This window comes from Mesobacillus boroniphilus, assembly GCF_018424685.1.
GTDB lineage: Bacteria > Bacillota > Bacilli > Bacillales > Cytobacillaceae > Mesobacillus > Mesobacillus boroniphilus_A.
Map to the genome: position 1 here is coordinate 626,947 of NZ_QTKX01000001.1, position 24,260 is coordinate 651,206.

Sequence of the window (24,260 nt, forward strand, 5' to 3'; positions counted from 1 at the left end):
TCCCCTTCTATTTCGTTTTGTATAAAAGGGATTTTCCCCATTTTTATATAAAGAGCTCTGTTATATGTGAAAAGTTAAACGTAAGAGTCTTTGCATTGCCCCAAAATAAGCTGCACAGGCGAAAAGGGTAAAAGCAGATGGTCTGCATTGCCTGAAAATAAGCTGCACAGGTGAAAAAGGGGAAAAGCAGTACTCTGATTAGAACCAGCGAAAGGAGGGGTAGCGGCTACACCGACTGGCCGGGAGCTGGGGGCCAGGATATTCGGCATACCGCTTGATAAACGTGAATGATCATCTAATGCAACCAGTTACAGCAGTTAAAGGAATCGGTAATGAAATGGCGGAGACACTGGCAGACATGCACATCTGGACTGTTGGTGACCTGCTCGAATATTTCCCATACCGTTATGAAGATTATCGTCTAAAGGATCTGGCAGAAGTGAAGCATGACGAGAGAGTCACGGTTGAGGGGAAGGTTCACAGTGAACCTTCTGTTGTATATTATGGCCGTAAAAAGAACCGTCTTACAGTCAGACTGCTTGTTGGCCGATACTTGATCATTGCCACATTCTTTAACCAGCCTTATTTAAAACAAAAAATAACTGTCGGCGAATCTATCACTGTTACTGGCAAATGGGATCAGCATAGACAGACGATTACGGCCACTCAAATGTCATTGGGAGAGCATGCGAAGAGCCAGGATTTTGAACCGGTTTATGCGGTTAAAGGAAAAATGACTGTGAAAACAATCAGAAGGCTGATCAAGCAAGCATTTTCTCAATTTGGCCATCAAATAGAGGAGATTCTCCCATCAGAGCTTCTTAAGAAATATAAGTTGCTGAATCGCAGAGAAGCTTTGAAAATCATGCATCTTCCGGCAGGCTCAGATGAGATGAAGCAGGCGAGAAGGAGATTTGTTTATGAGGAGTTTCTCTTATTCCAACTGAAAATGCAGTCATTGAGGAAGATGGAACGTGAACAGAGCCCGGGAATTGCCATTGCATATAAATTGGATAAACTAAAGGCGTTCATCACCGGGCTGCCGTTTCCGTTAACAGGGGCACAAAAGCGAGTGGTAAATGAAATCCTTGGTGATATGAAGTCGCCTTACCGAATGAATCGTCTTCTCCAAGGGGATGTGGGATCAGGTAAAACAGTAGTTGCGGCGATAGCGCTTTATGCTGCAAAGACCGCTGGGTACCAAGGCGCACTAATGGTACCGACCGAAATTCTGGCAGAACAGCACTCGCAGTCATTGACACAATTGCTTGAGCCATTTGGTATTACAGTTGCTCTCCTAACAAGCTCTGTTAAAGGCAAGCGAAGAAAAGGCATGCTTGAACAGTTAAAACATGGTGAAATTGACGTATTGATTGGAACGCATGCTTTGATCCAAGATGAAGTGGATTTTAACAATCTGGGACTCGTTATCACGGATGAACAGCATCGTTTTGGAGTTGAGCAAAGACGAGTGCTTAGGGAAAAAGGGGAAAACCCAGATGTCTTGTTCATGACCGCGACTCCAATACCAAGAACTCTAGCAATCACGGTATTCGGTGAAATGGATGTCTCTGTGATCGACGAAATGCCAGCTGGCCGTAAAACGATCGAAACTTATTGGGCCAAACATGAAATGCTTGAGCGAGTGCTTGCATTTATGGAAAAAGAGCTCGCAAAAGGAAGACAGGCCTATGTGATATGTCCCCTTATTGAGGAGTCAGATAAGCTGGACGTCCAGAATGCAATCGATGTGCATAGTACATTAAGTTTCTATTTTAAAGGCCGTTACAATGTCGGGCTTATGCACGGACGCCTTCATTCCGATGAGAAAGACCAGGTCATGAAAGCTTTTAGTGAAAATGAAGTGCAAGTCCTTGTTTCGACTACAGTTGTCGAGGTAGGAGTAAATGTCCCAAATGCGACGGTAATGCTTATTTATGATGCGGAGAGATTTGGTCTCGCCCAACTACACCAATTAAGAGGCAGGGTCGGTCGTGGCAGTGACCAATCGTACTGTATATTACTTGCAGACCCTAAAAGCGAAGTAGGGAAAGAACGAATGAAAATAATGTCCGAAACGAATGATGGGTTTGTTCTTAGTGAAAAGGATTTAGAGCTGCGCGGTCCAGGAGACTTCTTTGGGAAAAAGCAAAGCGGCCTGCCTGAATTCAAGGTGGCAGATATGGTCCATGACTACCGTGCGTTAGAAACAGCAAGGAATGATGCGACCTTGCTGGTCCAATCAGAAGCTTTCTGGCAAGGTGAAAAATATAGATTATTGCGCGAGTACCTACAGGAAACGGGTGCTCTTGCCAATGAAAAACTGGATTGATCTTACTGAATCTAATTACTATTACAAGATTCATAGAATGGACGGGAGCAGATTCAGTTGTGAGTCTGCTTTCGTTTTTTTAGGGAATAAGAAAGTAATAACTATTTGCATTAAGGTTAGTGTCTTGCTCCCTCGCTAGTCGGGGCTGACCAAGGCGCTTGGCTTTTCTATTTTTATTCTTGCAATCTTTTTTTATTATATATATACTACTATTAGTACCTAGTCTTAATAGCTCGGGCGGTGTTAAGTTAATGAAACGCAACAAAAGAGAACGGCAGTCGATGTTGACTGAGACGATAAAAGAAAACCCTTTTATAACGGATGAGGAACTGGCTGATAAATTTGCCGTCAGCATCCAGACAATAAGGTTGGACAGATTGGAATTATCAATTCCCGAACTTAGGGAAAGAATTAAGAACGTGGCGGAAAAGCGTTTTGAGGATGAAGTCCGTTCATTGCCGCTTGAAGAAGTAATTGGAGAAATCATCGATATCGAACTTGACCAAAGTGCTATATCAATACTTGATATAAAAAGAGAACATGTATTTAAACGAAATAAAATCGCCAGGGGGCACCATTTATTCGCGCAGGCGAATTCATTGGCGGTTGCAGTCATAAATGATGAACTGGCATTGACAGCTAAAGCGAATATCCAATTCACAAGATCGGTAAAAGAAGGTGAACGGGTTATCGCCAAAGCGAGAGTCAAAAAGATCGATAATAACAATGGGCGGACGCATGTAGAAGTAATGAGTTATGTGAACAATGAGCTTGTTTTTAAAGGCGAATTTGAAATGTACCGTTCAAAAAATGAAAAGTAAGGGATGAATAGCGATGAGGCTGGCAGTAGATGCGATGGGCGGAGACAATGCACCAAAAGAAATCGTCCTCGGAGCAATGAAAGCAATCGAAAAATATAATGACATACATATCGTTCTTGTCGGCAACGAGAGTAAAATCAGGGAGTACCTGACGAATGAAGAAAGGATTGAGATCATTCATACAGAAGAAGTGATCCTCGGGACGGACGAACCTGTCAGAGCAGTCCGCCGTAAGAAAACAGCATCAATGGTTCTTGCAGCACAACTAGTTGCAGACGGAAAAGCGGATGGCTGCATTTCTGCCGGCAATACAGGAGCGTTGATGGCTGCAGGATTGTTCGTGGTTGGAAGAATAGAAGGGATTGAAAGGCCAGCCCTTGCACCGACTCTCCCAACAATTGGAGGAGAAGGCTTCCTGCTGCTGGATGTCGGAGCTAATGCTGATGCCAAGCCTGAACATCTCGTCCAATATGCAATCATGGGCTCGATATACAGCGAAAAAGCTAGAGGAATCACAAGTCCACGGGTTGGCTTATTGAACATTGGGACTGAAGAGAAGAAGGGCAATGAGCTTGTAAGGAACACCTATGAATTATTGAAGGATGCAGACATCAACTTCGTTGGCAATGTTGAATCAAGGGACTTGCTTGATGGAGTTGCGGACGTCATAGTGGCAGATGGCTTTACCGGGAATATGGTTCTGAAGACAATCGAAGGAACAGCGATGTCGGTGTTTAAAATGCTTAAAACAGCTTTGACTTCCAGCTTTAAAAGCAAGATGGCTGCTGCTGTTCTAAAGCCCGACCTGGCTGTGCTCAAAAATAAGATGGATTACACAGAATATGGCGGTGCGGGTTTATTCGGACTAAAAGCTCCAGTAATCAAAGCTCATGGATCGTCTGATGCGAATGCTGTTTTTAATTCGATCCGACAGGCGAGGGAAATGGTTGAGAAAGACGTTTCCGGTACAATTAAAACTGCCGTAGAAAAAAGAGACAGTGTAACACAATAGAAGATATAAATGAACATAAAATAACAAGTTAAAGGAGAATCTTTCATGGGGAAAATCGCGTTTTTGTTTCCAGGACAGGGGTCACAGACAGTTGGGATGGGGCAGGCACTTGCGGATTCAGAGCAATCAGTCTCAGAAACTTTCAAAAAAGCGGACGAGGTCCTGGGTGAAAGCTTAAGCTCCCTGATTTTTGAGGGACCTCAAGAAAAGCTGACGCTCACGACAAATGCTCAGCCTGCTCTTTTGACAACAAGTGTCGCGATCTTGAATTATTTCAGCCAGTTTGGGATCAGGCCGGATTTTACAGCAGGCCATAGTCTTGGTGAATATTCTGCACTGGTTGCTTCGGGGGCTATCTCGTTTGAAGACGCTGTGTATGCCGTACGAAAACGTGGTGAATTCATGGAAGAAGCTGTACCGAATGGAGAAGGAACAATGGCGGCTGTACTAGGCATGGATCGCCAAAAGCTCTTGGATGTAACTGAAACTGTATCAGCTGGCGGAAAACCGGTTCAGCTCGCTAACTTGAATTGTCCTGGACAAATCGTGATTTCTGGTTCAAAAGGTGGAGTGGAAGAAGCTTCTGTAAAAGCAAAGGAAGCTGGGGCCAAACGGGTTATCCCGCTGGATGTCAGCGGTCCGTTCCATTCATCACTGATGAAGCCAGCAGCTGAAAGATTTGAAGCTATACTGGACAAAATTGAAATAAAGGATGGTGCTGTCCCGGTGATTGGAAATGTAACTGCTGAACCGATGACAGAAGCCTCCGAATTCAAAAAAAGACTAGTGGAGCAGCTCTATTCTCCAGTGTTGTGGGAGGATTCGGTTTCAAAAATGTTGGAACTCGGCGTTGATACATTTATAGAAATCGGCCCGGGTAAAGTTTTGTCAGGACTGGTTAAGAAAGTTGACCGCTCTGCAAAAACATTTGCAATATTTGATGCGGAAACTTGTGCAGCAGCTGTTGCTGCTCTGAAGGAGGAAAAGGAATGAAACTAGAAGGTAAGGTTGCACTGGTAACTGGTGCCTCACGTGGGATTGGACGCGAAATCGCTTTTGAACTTGCCAGGGAGGGCGCGTCAGTGGCTGTTAATTATGCAGGCAGCGAAGCCAAAGCGCTTGAAGTAGTAGATGAGATCAAAGCGATGGGCCGGGATGCCTTTGCAATCCAGGCAGATGTCTCCAACTCTGACTCAGTCAATGATATGGTCAAAGGAACGATTGAACGTTTCGGTAAGCTTGACATACTTGTTAACAATGCGGGGATAACAAAAGACAACCTATTGATGAGGATGAAAGAGTCTGAATGGGATGATGTCATCAATATCAATCTAAAAGGTGTCTTCCTGTGTACGAAAGCTGTTACAAGACAAATGATGAAGCAGAGAAGCGGCAGAATCATCAATATCTCTTCAATTGTAGGCGTCAGTGGGAATCCCGGACAGGCAAACTATGTTGCTGCAAAATCCGGAGTGATCGGGCTTACAAAAACATCCGCAAAGGAACTATCGTCAAGAGGCATTACCGTGAACGCAGTGGCTCCAGGCTTTATTACGACAGACATGACCGATAAGTTAAACGAGGAAGTAAAAACGGAAATGCTGAAGCAAATACCGTTAGCCCGTTTCGGAGAGCCAAAGGATATTGCAAGAACCGTCGTCTTCTTATCCTCCGAAGACAGTGCATATATGACTGGCCAAACCCTGCACGTTGATGGCGGCATGGTGATGTAGTAAGATTCAATGATATATCCGAAACTCTGTTGATCGGAATTAAAGAATTTTTCCTGGTTAAAAAATTATCCCAGCCATTTATTAATTAAATAAAATCAACTATAATGGCTTGAGGGGAGGTGAACAAGCATGGCAGACGTTTTAGAACGCGTAACAAAAATTATTGTTGACCGTTTGGGAGTAGATGAATCTCAAGTAACTTTAGAAGCATCTTTTAAAGATGATCTTGGTGCTGATTCCCTTGATGTTGTTGAATTGGTTATGGAACTAGAAGACGAGTTCGATATGGAAATTTCTGATGATGACGCTGAAAAAATCGGTACAGTTGGTGACGCTGTTAACTACATAAATAGCCAAAAGTAATTGTTCGATTTACTAAGAAGCTCCGTTTTTATAAACGGGGCTTTCTTCTGTAAAGAAAAGCTATTGTTCTTTCTTTTAGTCAGTGTAAAAACAGGTGGTTGATTTGCGTTCCAGGCGCTTTGCGATCTAATAATCTTTAACAAAGCCTTATTTAATATGTAATCTGCTGGAATTAAACCAAGTTTTTTTGCTTTATATACGTTATTTTTTGTAAACTGTTAGTAGTTTGTATTGTTTTGCGAATGGTACGATCGTTGAAATCTGCAATTCATGCAATCACAGCTTTAAATTATAAGCAAGGTGGAATAAATCATGCGCAACAATGGAAGAGAAAGAGAAAAAAAGAATATCCGCGCTAAGGAGCAGAAATTCAAAGAATTCCAGGACAATATTGGTATTCATTTTGATAGTGATAAGCTTTTAAAACAGGCTTTTACACATTCATCCTATGTGAATGAGCATCGCAGGAAGCCCCATGAAGATAATGAGAGGCTTGAGTTTCTTGGTGACGCTGTTTTGGAACTGACTGTATCCCAATTCTTGTATAAAAAGTATCCGATGATGAGCGAGGGAGAGCTTACAAAGCTGCGCGCAGCTGTAGTTTGCGAGCCATCGCTGGTATCTTTTGCAAATGAACTTTCCTTTGGTGAACTCGTTTTGCTTGGCAAGGGAGAAGAAATGACAGGCGGAAGGACAAGGCCTGCTCTTTTGGCAGATGTATTCGAGGCTTTCATTGGTGCCTTATACTTGGATAAAGGGATTGAAACAGTCACTACATTCCTAGAAGAAATTGTGTTCCCAAAAATCAATGCCGGTGCTTTTTCTCATGTGATGGATTTTAAGAGCCAGCTTCAGGAACTCGTACAGCGTGATGGTGCAGGTACGCTCGAATACCGGATTATGAAGGAAATTGGTCCTGCGCACAGCCGGGAATTTGAATCCCGTGTCTACTTAAATGGACAAGAATTAGGAACTGGCACGGGTCGCTCCAAGAAGGAAGCTGAGCAGCACGCCGCCCAGATGGCACTTGAAAAATTGAAGTCCCATATGGAAGCGAACCTTGAAACGGACGATAAATAGTACTGTTTTTGCAAACGAAGATACATCTAAATATCAGAACTGTCTAGCTCCAGCGCCTAGACCCTCGAGTCGCTTCGGGTCCGCCCAATGAAGTCAAAGAACGACTTCACGGGTCGGCCCTCTGAGGCACAGGACGTGCAGCCCCGCCAGCCACACGAAGTGGCATTTTAGGCGGGCGGCGCTTGTCGGGGCTGACCAAGGCGCTTGCGCTTTTCTTGTCATCTTAGAAATAGTTTAACTGGAAAGGGAGAGCCATATTGTTTTTAAAACGATTAGATGTGGTCGGCTTTAAATCGTTTGCCGAGAGGATTTCAGTAGAATTCGTTCCGGGTGTGACCGCTGTCGTAGGTCCCAATGGAAGCGGGAAAAGTAATATTACTGATTCTATCCGCTGGGTTCTAGGGGAACAATCAGCCAAGTCGCTCCGTGGCTCGAAAATGGAAGATATCATTTTTGCCGGAAGTGATTCGCGGAAGCCGCTGAATTTTGCAGAAGTTACATTAACTCTTGATAACGAAGATCAATCATTGCCGCTTGATTACAATGAAGTGAGCGTGACCAGACGTGTCTACCGTTCAGGTGACAGTGAATATTTGATTAACAAACAGAATTGCAGACTTAAGGATATTGTCGATTTATTCATGGACTCCGGACTCGGACGTGAAGCTTTCTCCATTATCAGCCAGGGCAGGGTTGAGGAAATCCTCAACAGCAAGCCTGAGGATCGCAGGACGATATTTGAAGAAGCTGCAGGTGTCCTTAAGTATAAATCACGTAAGAAGAAAGCAGAGAACAAGCTTTTTGAAACGCAGGAGAACTTGAATCGTGTAACGGACATCATTCATGAGTTAGAAGGTCAGGTAGAGCCGCTGAAGATCCAGGCTTCGATTGCAAAGGATTATCTACAGCAAAAGGAAGAGCTTGAACAGATTGAAGTAGCACTGACTGCTTATGAAATTGAAGACCTGCATGGCAGATGGGAACAGCTGTCCAAGCAGCTTGAACAGCATAAAGAAGATGAAATCAAGCAGTCTGCTGTCCTTCAGAAAAAAGAAGCAGAAATTGAAAAAATGAGGGACCAGCTTGCTGCTCTGGATGAATCGGTCAGCGACCTGCAGAACGTGCTTTTGCATGCCAGTGAGGAGCTTGAAAAGCTGGAAGGAAGAAGAGAGGTTCTCAAGGAACGAAAGAAGAACGCTTCGCAAAATAAAGGACAGCTTGAAAAGAATATAGAGGAATTGTCATCTTCTATTGCCATGCTGGATAACCAGAAGGCTGAGTACGAAGAATCTGTTTCAGTATTAGCAGCAGAAGCTTCAGCTCTCCAGAAAGTGCTTCAGCAGAAACAAGAACAGTTAAAGCTATACAGCGAAGATGTCGAGCATAGGATTGATTCAATCAAGAGCGACTACATTGAAGTACTGAACGAACAGGCCGGCGCCAAAAATGAGAAAATCTATATTGAGCAGCAGCTGCAGCAGCAAGCCGCCAAAGGGTCCAGGCTGGACAATGACAATGATCGTTTTGTCTCGATTCGTGATGAAATCAATGAGAGAAAAGCGGAAATCGAGAAAAAGGTCGCCTCTTCGCAGCAGGAACTGGAAGATCAGGCAAGAATCTATTTTGAAGAACAAAAGAGGTTTGAATCTTTAAGGAATAATTACGAGAAGCAAGAGAAAACACTTTATCAGGCTTATCAGTACCTGCAGCAAGCTAAGTCAAAGAAGGAAATGCTTGAAGAAATGGAAGAGGATTATTCGGGCTTTTTCCAGGGCGTAAAAGAAGTGCTGAAAGCCAGGGACACCCTCCTTCAAGGAATTGAGGGAGCGATTGCTGAACTAATCAATGTTCCTAAACAATATGAAATGGCGATTGAAACAGCTCTTGGAGGCGCAATGCAGCATATTGTTGTCCAAAATGAGGAGAATGCTAGAGCAGCAATCCAGTTTTTGAAGCAAAAGTCTTACGGCAGGGCAACATTCTTGCCCCTCAGCATCATTAAAGGGAAATATCTCGCTTCCTCACAGCTCGCGCTTCTTTCGGGGAACAGTGCGTATATCGGCACTGCTGCTGATTTGATTCAATTCGATCAAAAGTATGCTGAAGTCGTAAAAAGCTTGCTTGGCAATGTTGTGATTGCCAGGGATTTAAAGGGTGCCAATGAAATTGCCAAAATGCTGCAATACCGCAGCAGGATCGTCACACTTGATGGTGATGTGGTCAACCCTGGTGGGTCGATGACTGGAGGAGCCGTAAAACAAAAATCGAGTTCATTGCTCAGCCGTAAGGGCGAATTAGAGGATTTAACAAATAAGCTTACTGATATGGAAGAAAAGACAAGCCTTCTTGAATCGAAAGTGAAATCATTGAAGGCCGAAACACAAGCGAGTGAAGCAAGGATGGAAGAGCTTCGAAAAACAGGAGAAGAGCTTCGTTTTGAGCAGCAGAGCCTGAAGGGTGACCTTAGGGAGGTTGAGCTGGAGCAGAAAAATATCAATGAACGCTTGTCTGTATACGATTCTGAAAAGACCCAGCTCGACTCAGACAAGGAAAAGCTTGAATCCAGATTGGTTGAACTCGACGGCTTATTGGCTAAATACCGGCAGGATCTCGTTCAATTTGATAAAGAAATAGAACGCTTGACGGAGCTAAAGAACTCAAATTCTACTTCTAAGGATGCGCTTATTTCTGAGATCAGTGATTTGAAAATCAGCCTGGCGTCCAAAAAAGAACAGCTTTCCCATGTGAAGGAAAAGCTGGATTCAGCTGTTTTACAAGCAGAGGAGCAATCCAAGAAATTGGATATCCTGAAAGAAGATTTATCTCTTCTTTCCTCTGAAATGACCGATAGTTCCTCCGGGGAAACGCACCTGGAGGAAGCTGCAAAAAGAAAGCTGCAGGACAAAAATGAAACACTTAAGCTGATTTCTTCAAGGAGGCATGAACGCCTTGAACTTCAGAATAAACTTGAAGACCACGAGTTAGAATCGAAGGAATTAAGGAGACTGCTTAAGGGCATCAATGAAGTGCTGAAGGATGAAGAAGTAAAGTTGAACAGGCTTGATGTTGAATTGGACAATAAGCTTGCCCATCTTCGCGAGGAATACCTGCTCTCATATGAAGCTGCTAAGGAGCAGTATCCATTGACAATCCCTGCTGATGAGGCGAGAAGAAGAGTAAAACTTATCAAAATGGCGATTGAGGAACTGGGAACGGTAAACCTTGGCGCGATTGAAGAATACGAGCGTGTTTCAGAGCGTTATGATTTCCTGTTGGAGCAGAAGAATGACCTCCAGGAAGCAAAGGACACATTATTCCTTGTTATCGATGAAATGGACCACGAAATGAAAAAACGCTTTGAACATACCTTCACCGCCATCCGCTCACACTTTGAGTCTGTCTTCCAGGCATTGTTTGGCGGCGGCAGAGCAGATTTAAGGCTGACACAGCCAGAAGACCTGTTGAACACCGGGGTCGAAATTGTCGCCCAGCCACCCGGGAAGAAGCTGCAAAACCTCGGGCTATTATCCGGCGGTGAGCGAGCATTGACCGCAATTGCTCTGTTGTTTTCCATCCTTAAAGTCCGTCCAGTACCATTCTGTATCCTGGATGAGGTGGAAGCTGCATTGGATGAAGCCAATGTATATCGTTTCGCTCAATACCTAAAGAAATATCGTGATGAAACACAATTTATTGTCATCACACATCGCAAAGGTACAATGGAGGAAGCGGATGTCCTCTATGGTGTAACCATGCAGGAGTCAGGAGTATCCAAGCTGGTATCTGTCCGGCTTGAGGATTCAAAAGAACTAGTAAAAGCTTAAGAAAAGTGCAATTACCTCGTTCCGCCTCGAGGAGTTAAGCCGTTTCTGGTCAATACTCGAAGCGAAGCGGAACGAGATAATATTGAAATGAAGTAGGAAGGCGATGGGACTGTGAGTTTTTTTAAGAAATTAAAAGAAAAATTTACGACGCAGACTGAAAGTGTCACAGAGAAATTCAAAGATGGGTTGACGAAAACAAGGGATAATTTCTCTAACAAAGTAAATGATCTCGTTTCACGTTACCGTAAAGTGGATGAAGAGTTTTTCGAAGAACTTGAAGAGATTTTAATTCAGGCGGATGTCGGATTTGAGACAGTCATGGAATTGATCGAGGAGTTAAAGAAGGAAGTTAAACGGCGCAACATCCAGGACACGAAAGACGTTCAAGCTGTTATTTCTGAAAAGCTGGTTGATATCTATGAGGACGGCTCCGGTGATGATTCGTTCAAACTGAACATTCAAGAAGGTGAGCTGACAATTATATTATTCGTTGGTGTTAATGGTGTCGGCAAAACAACGACTATTGGTAAATTAGCCCATAAATTCAAGAGTGAAGGAAAGAACGTCCTTCTTGCGGCAGGAGATACATTCCGCGCTGGTGCAATCGAACAGCTTGAAGTCTGGGGGGAGCGCGTTGGTGTCGACGTCATAAAGCAAGCAGAAGGTTCAGACCCCGCTGCCGTCATGTATGATGCTGTCCAGTCTGCAAAATCGCGAAAGGCAGATATCCTGATTTGCGATACTGCGGGCAGATTGCAAAACAAGGTCAACCTCATGAAAGAGCTAGAAAAGGTAAAGCGTGTTATCGAACGCGAGGTGCCGGAAGCCCCGCATGAAGTCCTGCTTGTGCTTGATGCGACGACTGGACAGAACGCCTTGATCCAGGCTAAAACCTTTAAAGAAGCAACTGACGTTAGCGGCATCGTCCTGACGAAACTCGATGGAACGGCGAAGGGCGGAATCGTACTTGCAATCCGCAATGAGCTGAACATTCCCGTTAAATTTGTAGGACTAGGCGAAAAAATGGATGATCTTCAGGAATTCGATCCTGAAAGGTATGTTTATGGACTGTTCGCTGACCTGGTCGAAGAAGAGGAAGCAACGGAAGAATCTTGATATACCAACAAATTGCTGTAAAGAACTTTTCTTGACAGGAAAGATGATCGTGTGTAAAATCTTAATGTAAAGGTATTTCACTTAACATGGGGGAATCGAAATGCTTGAGAAAACGAACCGCATGAATTATTTGTATGACTTTTATCAGGCATTGCTTACTCCAAAACAAAGCAGTTATATGGCTCTATACTATCTTGATGACTATTCGCTCGGGGAAATTGCTGAAGAATATGATGTTAGCCGTCAGGCTGTATACGACAACATCAAGCGTACGGAAGCGATGCTCGAGGAGTACGAAGAGAAGCTATTGTTGTTCGAAAAATTCCAGAAAAGAAGTAAGCTGATTTCAAAAATGAAAGAGCTTGTGGAAAATGGAGAGAACAACCAAGACTTAAATGAAATGATAGCCGAGCTTGAGAAATTAGACTAGGGAGGCACATGATATGGCATTTGAAGGATTGGCCGACCGACTGCAAAATACGATGCAAAAAATCCGCGGAAAAGGCAAGGTTTCAGAAGCGGATGTAAAAGAAATGATGCGAGAGGTCCGTCTGGCTCTACTTGAGGCTGACGTTAACTTTAAAGTTGTAAAAGACTTCGTAAAGAAAGTCACTGAAAGGGCAGTTGGCCAGGAGGTTGTAAAAAGCCTGACACCGGGCCAGCAGGTCATTAAGGTTGTTAAAGAAGAACTTACCGAGTTGATGGGCGGTGAGCAAAGCAAGATTGCTGCCGCAAATCGCCCGCCGACAGTCATCATGATGGTCGGACTTCAAGGGGCAGGTAAAACGACAACAACCGGAAAGCTTGCAAATCTCCTTCGTAAAAAATACAACCGTAAGCCCTTGCTTGTAGCGGCGGATATTTATCGTCCAGCTGCCATCAAACAGCTTGAGACGCTCGGCAAGCAATTGAGTATGCCGGTTTTCTCACTGGGAGATCAGGTCAGCCCTGTTGAAATCGCAAAGCAGGCAATTGCCAAGGCGAAGGAAGACCATAATGACTATGTTCTGATAGATACTGCTGGTCGTCTTCATGTTGACGAAAACTTGATGGATGAGCTTAAGCAGATTAAAGAGCTCTCAAAACCTGATGAAATCTTCCTTGTCGTCGACGCGATGACAGGCCAAGATGCTGTCAATGTTGCCCAGAGCTTCAATGAACAGCTAGGCTTGACTGGTGTCGTCCTGACTAAGCTTGACGGTGATACACGAGGCGGTGCCGCTCTATCTATCCGCGCTGTAACCAATACCCCGATCAAATTTGTCGGTCTTGGTGAAAAGCTTGATGCTCTAGAGGCATTCCACCCTGAAAGAATGGCATCAAGAATTCTGGGAATGGGTGACGTCCTTACTCTGATTGAGAAGGCCCAGGCAAACGTCGATGAAGAAAAGGCGAAAGAGCTCGAGAAGAAAATGCGTACAGCATCATTTACCCTTGATGACTTCCTGGACCAGCTTGGCCAGGTGAGGAAGATGGGACCATTGGATGAAATCCTGAAAATGATGCCGGGTGCGAATAAAATCAAGGGCATGAACAATCTTCAAATCGATGAAAAGCAAATCTCGCATGTTGAGGCGATCATTCAGTCGATGACGGCTAACGAAAAGACTCATCCGGAAATCATCAACGCCAACAGGCGGAAAAGAATTGCGAAGGGAAGCGGTACATCCATCCAGGAAGTCAACCGTCTGCTTAAGCAGTTTGAAGACATGAAAAAGATGATGAAACAGATGACGAACATGCAGCAAAAAGGCAAGAAAAAAGGCGGTTTCAAGTTGCCGTTCAACCCTTTTTAACTTGTAAATTCAGGAATTTTCAGTCTGTAAAGAAAAAACCCTTTACAAGCTGTTTTCAATTTGATATTATTCTATCTTGTGTGAAACTATTCGGAGGTGCTTATTTAAAATGGCAGTAAAAATTCGTTTAAAGCGTATGGGAGCTAAAAAGTCTCCTTTCTATCGTATTGTAGTAGCTGATTCCCGTTCACCACGTGACGGCCGTTTCATCGAGTCTGTAGGAACTTACAACCCAGTTGCTCAACCTGCACAGGTTGAACTTAACGAAGAGTTGGTTCTTAAGTGGTTGAACGACGGTGCAAAACCATCTGATACAGTGCGTAACTTGTTCTCTAAGCAAGGTATCATGGAAAAATTCCACAACTCAAAGCTTAGCAAGTAATTGTGGACACGCCCATGAAAGAATTAATCGAGACGATCGTGAAGCCACTTGTTGATTTTCCTGAAGATGTCCATGTAAATGAACATGAAGAGGATCAGCGCGTAACCTATAAGCTTTCCGTCAACAAAAGTGATATGGGCAAAGTAATTGGAAAGCAGGGGCGCGTTGCAAAGGCGATTCGAACAGTAGTCTATGCAGCAGGCTCATCACAGCAAAAGAAGATTTTCTTGGAAATCGTCGAATAATAACAATCAGCTGCGTAAGCAGAATGTAGATCATTCTATAAATGATTGTGCTTAAAAGGGAGGGGTAACCCTCCTTTTTTCTATTTGCAGAAATTAATGTATAATAGATACTTGATATAATGATAAATTATTTAGACACCATTGTTGTTTGTAATAAGCCCTGAAAGGGTCTGAAGAACGAGTCCTAGGCTCTGGAATACAAGCCCTGAAATGGCCTGGAAAATAATGCTGTGATAAGGTTGGCTTTAAGGAGGAAATGCTTTGAAGGTACTGCAAACAATCATTGTCAAACAGGTACTGACAGAAGAAAGCAAGGAAAGAATCCACCAAAAATATCACTCCAGAAAGCTTCAGCTGCAGAAGGAATGCGATCAACTAAGATTTGAATTGAAGAAGCTAGAAAAATCCAGGAAGTTTCCGCCTGAAACATTGAAGAAGCATTTTGAACAAGAAATAAAAGTTCATAAAGAAAAAATTAAGCTTCTGGATTTTCAAATAGAACAACTACATATTCTTCCGCTTGGGAGTGAAATTAAAGAAACGGAGTTGGAAGGAATCGTCGAAGTAAGTGTTGGCGACCAATGGGATGAGTTTCTTTCGTCAAAGACTATTATTGTAAAAGATGGCATCGTGGCCGAAATTCGCGAGAGGTGATTGAGCAATGGAAAAGTATTTTAATGTCGGAAAAATAGTAAATACACATGGCATTCGCGGGGAAGTGAGGGTGATATCAAGGACTGACTTTCCTGAAGAACGTTATAAGATAGGGAATTCTTTATTTTTATCTATGCCAGGTACAAAGGATCCGGAGGAATTGGTAGTGAAAAGCCATAGGACCCATAAGAATTTCAATCTTCTGACCTTTGAAGGCTTCGACAATGTCAACCAGGTAGAAAGAATGAAGGGTGGCATCCTCAAGGTTCCAGATACACAGCGCGGCAAACTAGAGGAAGGCGAGTTCTATTTCCAGGATATTATCGGCTGCAACATGGTTACGGCAGAAGGTGAAGAACTTGGCAAGGTAATCGAAATCTTGACTCCAGGTGCCAATGATGTATGGGTTGTAAAGGGGGCCAACGGCAAGGAACTCCTGATTCCTTATATTGAAGACATAGTGAAAAAAGTAGACGTTAAAGAGAAAATTATTGTAATTGAGCCGATGGAAGGGCTTCTGTCATGATGAATATTGATGTCCTGTCTATTTTTCCAGAAATGTTTGAGGGTGTATTTGGCCATTCAATCCTGAAAAAGGCTGCTGAAAAAGGAGCTGCCGAATACAATGTCGTCAATTTCCGGGACTTTGCCGATAACAAGCATCAAACAGTGGATGACTATCCATATGGCGGAGGCGCTGGCATGGTGTTAAAACCACAGCCGATTTTCGATGCCGTATCTGATTTAAAGGAGCGCGCAAAAAGCACTTCACCAAGAGTAATCCTCATGTGCCCTCAGGGTGAACGGTATACACAGAAGAAAGCTGAAGAGCTGGCCAGGGAAGAGCATTTGATTTTTATCTGCGGCCATTATGAGGGATATGATGAGCGGATCCGTGAACATGTCATCACCGATGAGATTTCAATCGGAGATTATGTCCTGACCGGCGGGGAACTTGGAGCGATGGTTGTCATCGACAGTGTCGTGCGCTTGCTTCCCGGTGTACTGGGCAGTGAAGAGTCGCATATCCAGGATTCCTTTAGTACTGGCCTGCTCGAGCATCCACACTATACAAGACCGGCTGAATTTCGCGGATTGAAGGTCCCGGATGTTTTGGTCTCTGGGAACCATAAGCTGATTGATGAATGGCGGATGAAAGAAAGTCTAAGAAGAACCCTGCAGCGTAGACCTGATCTTCTCGAAGAAGCAGAGCTGACAGAGCAGCAAAAAAAATGGCTGGAAGAACTGATAAAACTTAATGAATAATATTGCAGTCAGGCCCTGTTTATGTTAAGATACTTCTTGTGGCTAAAAGCAAACGTGCTGAATGTCACTTATAACAATGTTCCGCTGCAACGAAAGTGTGCAAGAGCATTCGTGGGAGGAGTTGAATACGATGCAACAATTAATCGAAGAAATCACAAAAGCACAACTTCGCACTGATCTTCCATCTTTCCGTCCTGGTGACACTGTACGTGTACACGTTAAGGTTGTTGAAGGAACTCGCGAACGTATCCAGTTGTTTGAAGGTGTAGTGATTAAGCGTCGTGGTGGTGGAATCAGCGAAACTTTTACAGTACGTAAAGTTTCTTACGGAGTAGGCGTTGAGCGTGCTTTCCCTGTTCACACACCAAAAATTGCGAAGCTTGAAGTCATCCGCCGCGGTAAAGTCCGCCGTGCGAAACTTTACTACCTACGTAACCTACGTGGTAAGAAAGCTCGTATCAAAGAAATTCGATAAGAATGAATGTCAAAAAGGAGCTTGCCTAGCCAAGCTCCTTTTTCATTCAAATTCTTTTCCTGGCGAAATGCTAATAAATATAAGAGTGGAACTATTATTAAATTTATTTTAAAAATCATCGCCCATCGTGTTTATCTTGTCTGACTTATGTAAAATAAAGTTATGTACTCAAAACAACATTTATTTTGGAATGGTGGGAAAAGAATGGCCGAAAAAAAGAAGAATGAACTATGGGAATGGACGAAGGCACTTCTGATTGCTGTCGTACTGGCAGCAGTTATTCGATACTTTTTATTTGCGCCAATAGTGGTAGACGGTTTATCCATGATGCCTACGCTCCATGACCAGGACAGGATGATCGTGAACAAGCTAAGCTATAAAATTGGGGAGCCAGAAAGATTTGATATCATCGTCTTTCATGCACCCGAGAACAAAGATTACATAAAAAGAGTAATCGGCCTTCCAGGCGATAAAGTAGAATATAAAAATGACATGCTATATGTGAATGGGAAAGCATACGAGGAACCGTACTTGGAAGAATATAAAAAACAGGTGATTGATGGGCCGCTAACAGATCCTTTTACGCTTGAAGAGAAGATCGGCAGGGAGACTGTTCCAGAGGGCCACCTTTTCGTTATGGGCGATAATCGCCGTTTCAGCAAGGATAGCCGCCACATTGGCACCGTGCCTTTTGAAGAGGTGCTTGGCAAGACCAGCATCATCTATTGGCCTATTGAGGATATCCGTACTATAGACTAGGAAACGACAAGATCCCAACAGGCATATGGGAGATTGCAAAACAGATAGGAGGTGGCTGCTTTGACGATCCAATGGTTTCCAGGCCATATGGCGAAGGCTCGCAGAGAGGTCACGGAAAAATTAAAGCTCGTGGATGTTATCTTTGAATTGGTTGACGCACGGATACCGTATTCGTCCAGAAATCCAATGATTGATGAGATCATTCAGCACAAACCAAGAATTGTTTTACTGAATAAAGCGGATATGGCGGATAAAGCTGTTACAGAACAATGGCTGCGTTTCTACCGTGAAAAAGGAATTACTGCACTTGCGATCAACTCGCAAGCCGGAACTGGCTTAAAGCAAATAGTCCAGGAGTCCAAGGTCCTTCTAAAAGACAAGTTTGACCGCCTGAAATCAAAAGGTGTAAAGCCAAGGGCAATCCGGGCAATGATTGTCGGCATCCCCAACGCTGGCAAATCGACCTTAATAAACAGGCTTGCCGGTAAAAATATCGCCCAGACCGGGAACAGGCCCGGCGTGACTAAATCCCAGCAATGGATCAAAGTCGGCAAGGAGTTAGAACTCCTCGATACTCCCGGAATCCTTTGGCCGAAGTTTGAGGACCAGGAAGTAGGAACGAAGCTTGCTGTTACAGGGGCAATCAAAGATACGATCCTTAATCTTCAGGATCTGGCCGTATATGCTTTGAGATTTTTAGAAAAGCATTATCCAGAACGCCTTCAGGAGAGATATAAGCTATCCGAGCTGCCAGAGGAAATCGTGGAGCTTTTTGATCAGATTGGCGATTTTCGCGGCTGCAGGATGCCTGGTGGATACGTTGATTATGACAAAGTCGCAGAGCTTGTAATCAGGGAAATACGGACAGAAAAACTAGGTCCGCTATCTTTTGAACGACCTGGAGATTTAACCTCTGTAGAAGAAATAGAAAGTAACACCTAAAAATAAAGGTCCTGAGTCCAGGGCCTTTATTTTTGGTTTTATTTGCCGATACATAATAAAGAAGTATTTTAGGAGAAATTTTATGAAGAAATATACAATTGATGAAATTGAACAGCAGCTTTTCGGGAAAGAAGAAGTAAACAAAGAATTCTTGAATGTCTTAAAAGGTGACAGCCGTAAGGGCGTACAAAAGCTTGTCTTGAAATGGGAAAGGCAGGAAGAGCTAAAGAAACAAGCCCATGAGCAATTCGTCAACATGACTTCATTTGAGAGGGAATACCGATCTGAAGGGTTCCTAAAAATTGCCGGGATTGATGAGGCTGGACGAGGACCGTTAGCTGGACCGGTAGTTGCAGGGGCAGTCATCCTGCCAGAGAACTTTTATCTTCCAGGCCTGAATGATTCTAAAAAACTTGCAGAATCAAAAAGGGATGAATATTTTGAGGTCATTATGGTTGAAGCCCTGGCTGTAGGAGTCGGAATAATCAGCGCTGCGGAAATAGATGAAATCAATATTCTCCAGGCCAGCAAAAAAGCGATGCTTTCCGCTGTGAATCAATTAAAGGTCACTCCCGATTTTCTTTTGATTGATGCCGTTAAACTGGACACACCATATCCGTTTGAAGCGCTGATCAAAGGTGATTCTAGAAGCATATCGATCGCGGCAGCTTCCATTATTGCCAAAGTAACGAGGGACAGGCTGATGAAGGAACTCAGTCTCGAATATCCTCAATATGGATTCGGGGCAAATATGGGATATGGAACCGCGGAACACTTGAAAGCGATAAAGGAGCATGGTGTCACAACTCATCACAGGAAGACATTCGCTCCCGTAAGAGAGTGTATTCAGTAGAACTTGGTAAAGCAGGTGAACCATGGAAACAGGAGCGCTGCAAGGCTTATTTAACCAAAAAACAACACAGCAGATAAAAACAGCTGAATTTCGGCCTGGACAAATCATCAATGGGAAAATCCTGAAGCTGTACCCTGAACAAGTAGCTGAAGTGCAAATTGGGAACCAAAAAATGATTGCGCAATTAGAAGCACCATTGTCAGCAAATGAACGGTACTGGTTCCAGGTCCAGCCTGGAGAAGGTAAGGTGCATTTAAAGGTAATTGGTTCAGGTACCGAGGATAAGGTCCAGCTGGGAAGCCTGGCAAAGATCCTAGGAGAATTTTCGATGCAGCCGACAAAGGAAAACCTTGAACTGGTCCGCTTTTTTATCAAGGAGCAGCTTCCTGTAAATCGTGAACTTCTAAAGCAGGCGTCAGAGTGGTTAAGTATGGTGGATTCCCGCAGCGCTGGCCAGGATGCATTAAAAATGATTCTGACTAGAGGCATTCCCGTTACACAGACCGCATTTGAGGCCCTCTATACCACCACAAAAGAGCAATCTTTGGTCCTGCTGATGGAGAAGCTTGAAAAGGCTTTAGACCCCTCGTCGAATTCAAATGCAGGTGCAAGTCTCAAAAAACTTTTGAATGAACTGCTGCCATCCAATAAAATAACGACTTCTGAAGCAGCCTTGAATAATTTAACAGCAATATGGCTTAAACGAGACGGGCAGGAAAGTCAAGCGGCACTGGACCTGCTTAAACAGTTTGGTGCGATTACATCAAAAGGCAGTGAAAGCATTGTTTTGCAACAGATGATGGCTAAGCTGCAACACTTAGGCACAGTCGGAGAAGAACTGCCTGAAGGCCTGAATATCGCCAAAAAGCTCATTACCCTCATAGGCAATGGCGACAGTTCTACCGCCAGACAGGTTATTTCAAGCTTCATTCCTGAAAAAACATTCCCTGCTAATGAGCTGGTAGAATCACTTAAATTGTTATTCTACCGAACTGCTGGAAAAGAAGCGGAGGTACAGCAAGGACTCCAGGCTTTTAAACTGCTAATGTCGATAGCAAGTGATGGAGAGTCTCTGTCCACCTTGCTGGGAGAAAAGGATACATGGCGACAAGCTGGATTGGAATTGCTTAAGGCTGTGGGCCAGCCTCAGCCTCTACCTGGCAATTTAACAAGCCTTCATGCACAGCTGCTGTCAGAAGCAGTCGGCAAAGCAGATCAGCCAGCCTTACTTCAGGAAGCTGGCGACGCACTACTAACGGATATAAGGATTAAGAGATTCCTATCAGCTCTGGGACTGTCTTACGAACAACAGCTTGGGGAAGTTTTAAAAGATGGTGAGATTGGCAAGGCCCAAGTATCAGAGACACTTAAATCCCTTGTACTGCGATTGTTGAACGAGAACCCTCCTCCTGCTGTCAAAGAAGCTTCAGAGCTGTTATTGAACAAACTCACCGGTTTCCAGCTGCTTTCGCAGGAAGCGGGTCCGATCCAGCAGCTCGTCGTGCAAATCCCCTTTGTGTTGGGGGGGGGAACGAATGAACTTACGATGCAATGGAGCGGGAAGAAGACCGAAGACGGCAAAATAGACGCTGATTTTTGCCGTGTGCTCTTTTACCTTAAACTTGAACATCTGAATGATGTAATTGTCGATATGCAAGTGCAGAATCGCGTCATGAGTGTCCAGATCTTTAATGAAAATCCCACTTTGAGAAAAATGGCAGAACAAATGACGCCGGTATTGAAAAGGAAATTGGCGGAAATTGACTATCACCTGTCATCGGTTCACTTCCATGTCCCTGGACAATCCCAGTCTGGTCGAAACCAGCGCACCCTGGCAGATTTATATAGCCAAAAAGAATATAGTGGAGTGGATATTAAAATATGAAACCACCTAAGCATACAAGAAAATCGGCTATAGCTCTGGGTTATAACGCTGGAAGTATGGACGCTCCTAAAGTGATGGCGAAAGGTAAGGGTCTCGTTGCTGAACAAATCATTGAAAAAGCGAAGGATCATGATATTCCCATTCAGGAAGACCCTTCACTCGTTGAAGTCTTGAGCCAGCTGGAATTAAATGAGCGAATACCAGAAGAATTGTACCAAGCAGTAGCCGAAGTATTTTCCTTTGTCTATCATTTGGATAAACAAGCAGGTGGACAAAAATAATATTTTCACAATGAAAACTAAGAGAATGAATATAGCTTTTTTAGCAGGATTTTTCACTGTCAAAGCCGGGAAACGCAATCATCCCGGCATTTTCTATTGGTGAGCATTTCCTTAGATATTTTTTTGCAATATTTAAAATGGCGAAATATTTAAATCATAAAGGTAGACAATCAATAGTTCATTATATAAAATGAAAGCGCAGTCTATTTTTTAAAAAATTAAATGAATTATATTTTCTACTTAGGGAAATGAATTGGTGCAGCTTATCGTTAGGCGATTCTGTATTAATGTTCGTTTTTCTAATAGATAGGAGGATGGGAAATGAATGTCCATGAGTATCAAGGAAAAGAAATCCTCAGAAAATATGGGGTAAAAGTACCGAATGGGAAGGTTGCTTTTACAGTTGATGAAGCTGTTGAAGCAGCTAAAGAGCTTGGTACGTCTGTTGTTGTCGTAAAAGCTCAAATCCATGCTGGCGGAAGGGGTAAAGCCGGCGGAGTCAAGGTGGCAAAGAACCTTGATGAAGTACGTACATATGCTTCTGAGATTTTAGGTAAGACACTGGTTACTCACCAGACTGGTCCAGAAGGCAAGGAAGTAAAGCGCCTGCTTATCGAAGAAGGCTGCGATATCAAGAAAGAATACTATATCGGTCTTGTTCTTGATCGCGCTACTTCTCGCGTTGTCCTAATGGCTTCTGAAGAAGGCGGAACGGAAATCGAAGAAGTGGCAGAAGCAACTCCTGAAAAGATTTTCAAAGAAGAAATTGATCCTGTAGTCGGCTTGATGCCATACCAGGCTCGCCGTGTTGCATTCAATATCAATATCCCGAAAGAACTAGTGAACCAGGCTGTTAAGTTCATGATGAGCCTTTACACAGCTTATATCGAAAAGGATTGCTCCATCGCCGAAATCAACCCGCTTGTTGTAACGGGTGACGGTCAGGTAATGGCACTTGATGCGAAATTGAATTTCGATACAAACGCATTATACCGTCAAAAGAATATCGTAGAATACCGTGATTTAGAAGAGGAAGATCCGAAGGAAATCGAAGCATCGAAGTATGATCTGAGCTATATTTCTTTAGATGGAAACATTGGCTGCATGGTTAACGGTGCCGGTCTTGCGATGGCAACTATGGACATCGTGAAGCATTACGGCGGAGATCCCGCAAACTTCCTTGATGTTGGGGGCGGTGCTACTGCTGAGAAAGTAACGGAAGCATTCAAAATCATCCTTTCAGATCCAAACGTTAAAGGTATCTTTGTTAATATCTTCGGCGGCATCATGAAGTGTGACGTTATTGCAACTGGTGTTGTGGAAGCTGCAAAGCAGGTAGGCTTGCAGGTACCGCTTGTTGTTCGTCTTGAAGGTACTAACGTTGATCTTGGAAAACAGATTCTTAATGAGTCTGGCTTGAATATCATTGCTGCTGAATCAATGGCAGACGGCGCTGAAAAAATCGTTTCATTAGTTAAGTAGGATCGAAAGGAGAGAATTTGACGTGAGCGTATTCATTAATAAAGATACAAAGGTTATTGTTCAAGGGATTACGGGTTCTACTGCCCTTTTCCATACAAAACAAATGCTTGAATATGGTACAAAAATTGTTGGAGGAACATCTCCAGGCAAGGGCGGTACAGAAGTAGAAGGCGTTCCTGTATTCAACACAGTACAAGAAGCTGTTGATGCAACAGGCGCAAATGCGACAGTAATCTATGTACCAGCACCATTTGCTGCAGATGCTATTGTCGAAGCTGTCGATGCAGAGCTTGATTTGGCAATTTGTATCACTGAGCATATCCCAGTATTGGATATGGTCAAGGTTAAGCGCTACATGGAAGGAAAGAAGACTCGCCTTGTTGGTCCTAACTGCCCGGGCGTTATCACTCCTGAAGAGTGCAAGATCGGTATCATGCCTGGATATATCCATACAAAAGGCCATGTTGGCGTTGTATCCCGTTCTGGAACGCTGACATACGAAGCGGTACACCAGTTGACACAAGCTGGTATCGGCCAGTCTACAGCTGTGGGAATCGGCGGAGACCCAGTTAACGGCACAAACTTTATCGATGTCCTGAAGGCATTCAATGAAGATCCAGAAACATATGCTGTCATCATGATTGGTGAAATCGGCGGTACGGCTGAAGAAGAAGCAGCAGAGTGGGTCAAGGCAAACATGACTAAACCTGTTGTTGGCTTCATCGGCGGAAGAACTGCACCTCCTGGAAAGCGCATGGGCCACGCTGGTGCGATCATTTCAGGCGGCAAAGGTACAGCAGACGAAAAGATCCGCGTAATGAATGAGTGCGGCATCCAGGTTGCTGAAACCCCATCCGTAATGGGCGAAACGCTGATCCGCGTTTTAAAGGAACAAGACATGTACGACAAGTGCAAAACACACTAAAACATTCAATCAGACAGTCCCTCTTAACAGAGGG

The 24,260-nt window shown here is 43.8% G+C and carries 24 protein-coding genes; all 24 read left to right on the forward strand.

Annotated elements, in window-relative coordinates; genetic code table 11:
* Positions 1-283 precede the first annotated feature (283 nt).
* Positions 284-2,332, forward strand: a complete 2,049-nt coding sequence (gene recG / locus DYI25_RS03080) for an ATP-dependent DNA helicase RecG (protein ID WP_213366853.1) — start codon at positions 284-286, stop codon at positions 2,330-2,332.
* 251 nt (positions 2,333-2,583) lie between these two features.
* Positions 2,584-3,153: a transcription factor FapR gene (fapR, locus tag DYI25_RS03085; protein ID WP_213366855.1), complete on the forward strand. Its 570-nt coding sequence runs from the start codon at positions 2,584-2,586 to the stop codon at positions 3,151-3,153.
* A 13-nt stretch (positions 3,154-3,166) separates the two neighbouring features.
* Complete coding sequence (gene plsX, locus DYI25_RS03090) at positions 3,167-4,165, forward strand: phosphate acyltransferase PlsX (protein ID WP_213366857.1); 999 nt, start codon at positions 3,167-3,169, stop codon at positions 4,163-4,165.
* 45 nt (positions 4,166-4,210) lie between these two features.
* Positions 4,211-5,158, forward strand: coding sequence for an ACP S-malonyltransferase (gene fabD / locus DYI25_RS03095; protein ID WP_213366859.1), 948 nt, complete (start codon positions 4,211-4,213; stop codon positions 5,156-5,158).
* Positions 5,155-5,898 (forward strand): 3-oxoacyl-[acyl-carrier-protein] reductase, encoded by a 744-nt coding sequence (gene fabG, locus DYI25_RS03100; RefSeq protein WP_213366861.1) that lies wholly within the window; start codon positions 5,155-5,157, stop codon positions 5,896-5,898. Before fabD ends, fabG begins: the two co-directional genes overlap by 4 nt.
* A 129-nt stretch (positions 5,899-6,027) precedes the next feature.
* The gene (locus tag DYI25_RS03105; RefSeq protein WP_167831778.1) at positions 6,028-6,261 is read left to right on the forward strand and encodes an acyl carrier protein; all 234 of its coding nucleotides are present in this window, start codon (positions 6,028-6,030) and stop codon (positions 6,259-6,261) included.
* A gap of 312 nt (positions 6,262-6,573) precedes the next feature.
* The gene (gene rnc / locus DYI25_RS03110; RefSeq protein WP_213366864.1) at positions 6,574-7,341 is read left to right on the forward strand and encodes a ribonuclease III; all 768 of its coding nucleotides are present in this window, start codon (positions 6,574-6,576) and stop codon (positions 7,339-7,341) included.
* 257 nt (positions 7,342-7,598) lie between these two features.
* Positions 7,599-11,165, forward strand: a complete 3,567-nt coding sequence (smc, locus tag DYI25_RS03115) for a chromosome segregation protein SMC (protein ID WP_213366865.1) — start codon at positions 7,599-7,601, stop codon at positions 11,163-11,165.
* A gap of 111 nt (positions 11,166-11,276) precedes the next feature.
* Positions 11,277-12,281 (forward strand): signal recognition particle-docking protein FtsY, encoded by a 1,005-nt coding sequence (gene ftsY, locus DYI25_RS03120; protein ID WP_213366867.1) that lies wholly within the window; start codon positions 11,277-11,279, stop codon positions 12,279-12,281.
* 100 nt (positions 12,282-12,381) lie between these two features.
* Positions 12,382-12,711 (forward strand): putative DNA-binding protein, encoded by a 330-nt coding sequence (locus DYI25_RS03125; protein WP_213366869.1) that lies wholly within the window; start codon positions 12,382-12,384, stop codon positions 12,709-12,711.
* Between the two features lie 13 nt (positions 12,712-12,724).
* A complete protein-coding gene (ffh, locus tag DYI25_RS03130; protein WP_213366870.1) occupies positions 12,725-14,077 on the forward strand; it encodes a signal recognition particle protein in 1,353 nt (450 codons plus the stop codon).
* Between the two features lie 109 nt (positions 14,078-14,186).
* Entirely contained in the window at positions 14,187-14,459 is a 273-nt protein-coding gene (gene rpsP / locus DYI25_RS03135; protein ID WP_079508405.1) for a 30S ribosomal protein S16, read from the forward strand.
* Between the two features lie 14 nt (positions 14,460-14,473).
* The gene (locus tag DYI25_RS03140; RefSeq protein WP_023614919.1) at positions 14,474-14,704 is read left to right on the forward strand and encodes a KH domain-containing protein; all 231 of its coding nucleotides are present in this window, start codon (positions 14,474-14,476) and stop codon (positions 14,702-14,704) included.
* A gap of 261 nt (positions 14,705-14,965) precedes the next feature.
* Positions 14,966-15,358: a YlqD family protein gene (locus DYI25_RS03145; RefSeq protein WP_213366872.1), complete on the forward strand. Its 393-nt coding sequence runs from the start codon at positions 14,966-14,968 to the stop codon at positions 15,356-15,358.
* Between the two features lie 7 nt (positions 15,359-15,365).
* Complete coding sequence (gene rimM, locus DYI25_RS03150) at positions 15,366-15,884, forward strand: ribosome maturation factor RimM (protein ID WP_213366874.1); 519 nt, start codon at positions 15,366-15,368, stop codon at positions 15,882-15,884.
* On the forward strand, positions 15,884-16,624 hold the full coding sequence (gene trmD, locus DYI25_RS03155) for a tRNA (guanosine(37)-N1)-methyltransferase TrmD (RefSeq protein ID WP_213369372.1): 741 nt from the start codon (positions 15,884-15,886) through the stop codon (positions 16,622-16,624). Before rimM ends, trmD begins: the two co-directional genes overlap by 1 nt.
* Before the next feature lie 130 nt (positions 16,625-16,754).
* On the forward strand, positions 16,755-17,099 hold the full coding sequence (gene rplS / locus DYI25_RS03160; protein WP_207498457.1) for a 50S ribosomal protein L19: 345 nt from the start codon (positions 16,755-16,757) through the stop codon (positions 17,097-17,099).
* Between the two features lie 204 nt (positions 17,100-17,303).
* Entirely contained in the window at positions 17,304-17,858 is a 555-nt protein-coding gene (lepB, locus tag DYI25_RS03165) for a signal peptidase I (protein ID WP_213366876.1), read from the forward strand.
* 60 nt (positions 17,859-17,918) lie between these two features.
* Positions 17,919-18,800 (forward strand): ribosome biogenesis GTPase YlqF, encoded by an 882-nt coding sequence (ylqF, locus tag DYI25_RS03170; protein ID WP_213366878.1) that lies wholly within the window; start codon positions 17,919-17,921, stop codon positions 18,798-18,800.
* A gap of 82 nt (positions 18,801-18,882) precedes the next feature.
* The gene (locus DYI25_RS03175) at positions 18,883-19,653 is read left to right on the forward strand and encodes a ribonuclease HII (RefSeq protein ID WP_213366880.1); all 771 of its coding nucleotides are present in this window, start codon (positions 18,883-18,885) and stop codon (positions 19,651-19,653) included.
* A 22-nt stretch (positions 19,654-19,675) separates the two neighbouring features.
* Positions 19,676-21,538, forward strand: a complete 1,863-nt coding sequence (locus DYI25_RS03180; RefSeq protein ID WP_213366883.1) for a hypothetical protein — start codon at positions 19,676-19,678, stop codon at positions 21,536-21,538.
* The gene (locus DYI25_RS03185) at positions 21,535-21,819 is read left to right on the forward strand and encodes an EscU/YscU/HrcU family type III secretion system export apparatus switch protein (RefSeq protein WP_213366885.1); all 285 of its coding nucleotides are present in this window, start codon (positions 21,535-21,537) and stop codon (positions 21,817-21,819) included. The genes DYI25_RS03180 and DYI25_RS03185 overlap by 4 nt, the downstream gene beginning before the upstream one ends.
* A gap of 321 nt (positions 21,820-22,140) precedes the next feature.
* Positions 22,141-23,301, forward strand: a complete 1,161-nt coding sequence (sucC, locus tag DYI25_RS03190) for an ADP-forming succinate--CoA ligase subunit beta (protein ID WP_213366887.1) — start codon at positions 22,141-22,143, stop codon at positions 23,299-23,301.
* 22 nt (positions 23,302-23,323) lie between these two features.
* A complete protein-coding gene (gene sucD / locus DYI25_RS03195; RefSeq protein WP_213366889.1) occupies positions 23,324-24,226 on the forward strand; it encodes a succinate--CoA ligase subunit alpha in 903 nt (300 codons plus the stop codon).
* The last annotated feature ends 34 nt before the right edge of the window (positions 24,227-24,260 follow it).

Bases quoted from the DNA above. Each gene is read 5' to 3' on its own strand.
- rplS (WP_207498457.1), top strand. From the start codon at position 16,755: ATGCAACAATTAATCGAAGAAATCACAAAAGCACAACTTCGCACTGAT.
- trmD (WP_213369372.1), top strand. From the start codon at position 15,884: ATGAATATTGATGTCCTGTCTATTTTTCCAGAAATGTTTGAGGGTGTA.
- DYI25_RS03140 (WP_023614919.1), top strand. From the start codon at position 14,474: ATGAAAGAATTAATCGAGACGATCGTGAAGCCACTTGTTGATTTTCCT.
- fabD (WP_213366859.1), top strand. From the start codon at position 4,211: ATGGGGAAAATCGCGTTTTTGTTTCCAGGACAGGGGTCACAGACAGTT.
- DYI25_RS03180 (WP_213366883.1), top strand. From the start codon at position 19,676: ATGGAAACAGGAGCGCTGCAAGGCTTATTTAACCAAAAAACAACACAG.
- fapR (WP_213366855.1), top strand. From the start codon at position 2,584: ATGAAACGCAACAAAAGAGAACGGCAGTCGATGTTGACTGAGACGATA.
- DYI25_RS03175 (WP_213366880.1), top strand. From the start codon at position 18,883: ATGAAGAAATATACAATTGATGAAATTGAACAGCAGCTTTTCGGGAAA.
- DYI25_RS03125 (WP_213366869.1), top strand. From the start codon at position 12,382: ATGCTTGAGAAAACGAACCGCATGAATTATTTGTATGACTTTTATCAG.
- rimM (WP_213366874.1), top strand. From the start codon at position 15,366: ATGGAAAAGTATTTTAATGTCGGAAAAATAGTAAATACACATGGCATT.
- rpsP (WP_079508405.1), top strand. From the start codon at position 14,187: ATGGCAGTAAAAATTCGTTTAAAGCGTATGGGAGCTAAAAAGTCTCCT.
- rnc (WP_213366864.1), top strand. From the start codon at position 6,574: ATGCGCAACAATGGAAGAGAAAGAGAAAAAAAGAATATCCGCGCTAAG.
- DYI25_RS03185 (WP_213366885.1), top strand. From the start codon at position 21,535: ATGAAACCACCTAAGCATACAAGAAAATCGGCTATAGCTCTGGGTTAT.
- DYI25_RS03105 (WP_167831778.1), top strand. From the start codon at position 6,028: ATGGCAGACGTTTTAGAACGCGTAACAAAAATTATTGTTGACCGTTTG.
- sucC (WP_213366887.1), top strand. From the start codon at position 22,141: ATGAATGTCCATGAGTATCAAGGAAAAGAAATCCTCAGAAAATATGGG.
- ffh (WP_213366870.1), top strand. From the start codon at position 12,725: ATGGCATTTGAAGGATTGGCCGACCGACTGCAAAATACGATGCAAAAA.
- lepB (WP_213366876.1), top strand. From the start codon at position 17,304: ATGGCCGAAAAAAAGAAGAATGAACTATGGGAATGGACGAAGGCACTT.
- plsX (WP_213366857.1), top strand. From the start codon at position 3,167: ATGAGGCTGGCAGTAGATGCGATGGGCGGAGACAATGCACCAAAAGAA.
- fabG (WP_213366861.1), top strand. From the start codon at position 5,155: ATGAAACTAGAAGGTAAGGTTGCACTGGTAACTGGTGCCTCACGTGGG.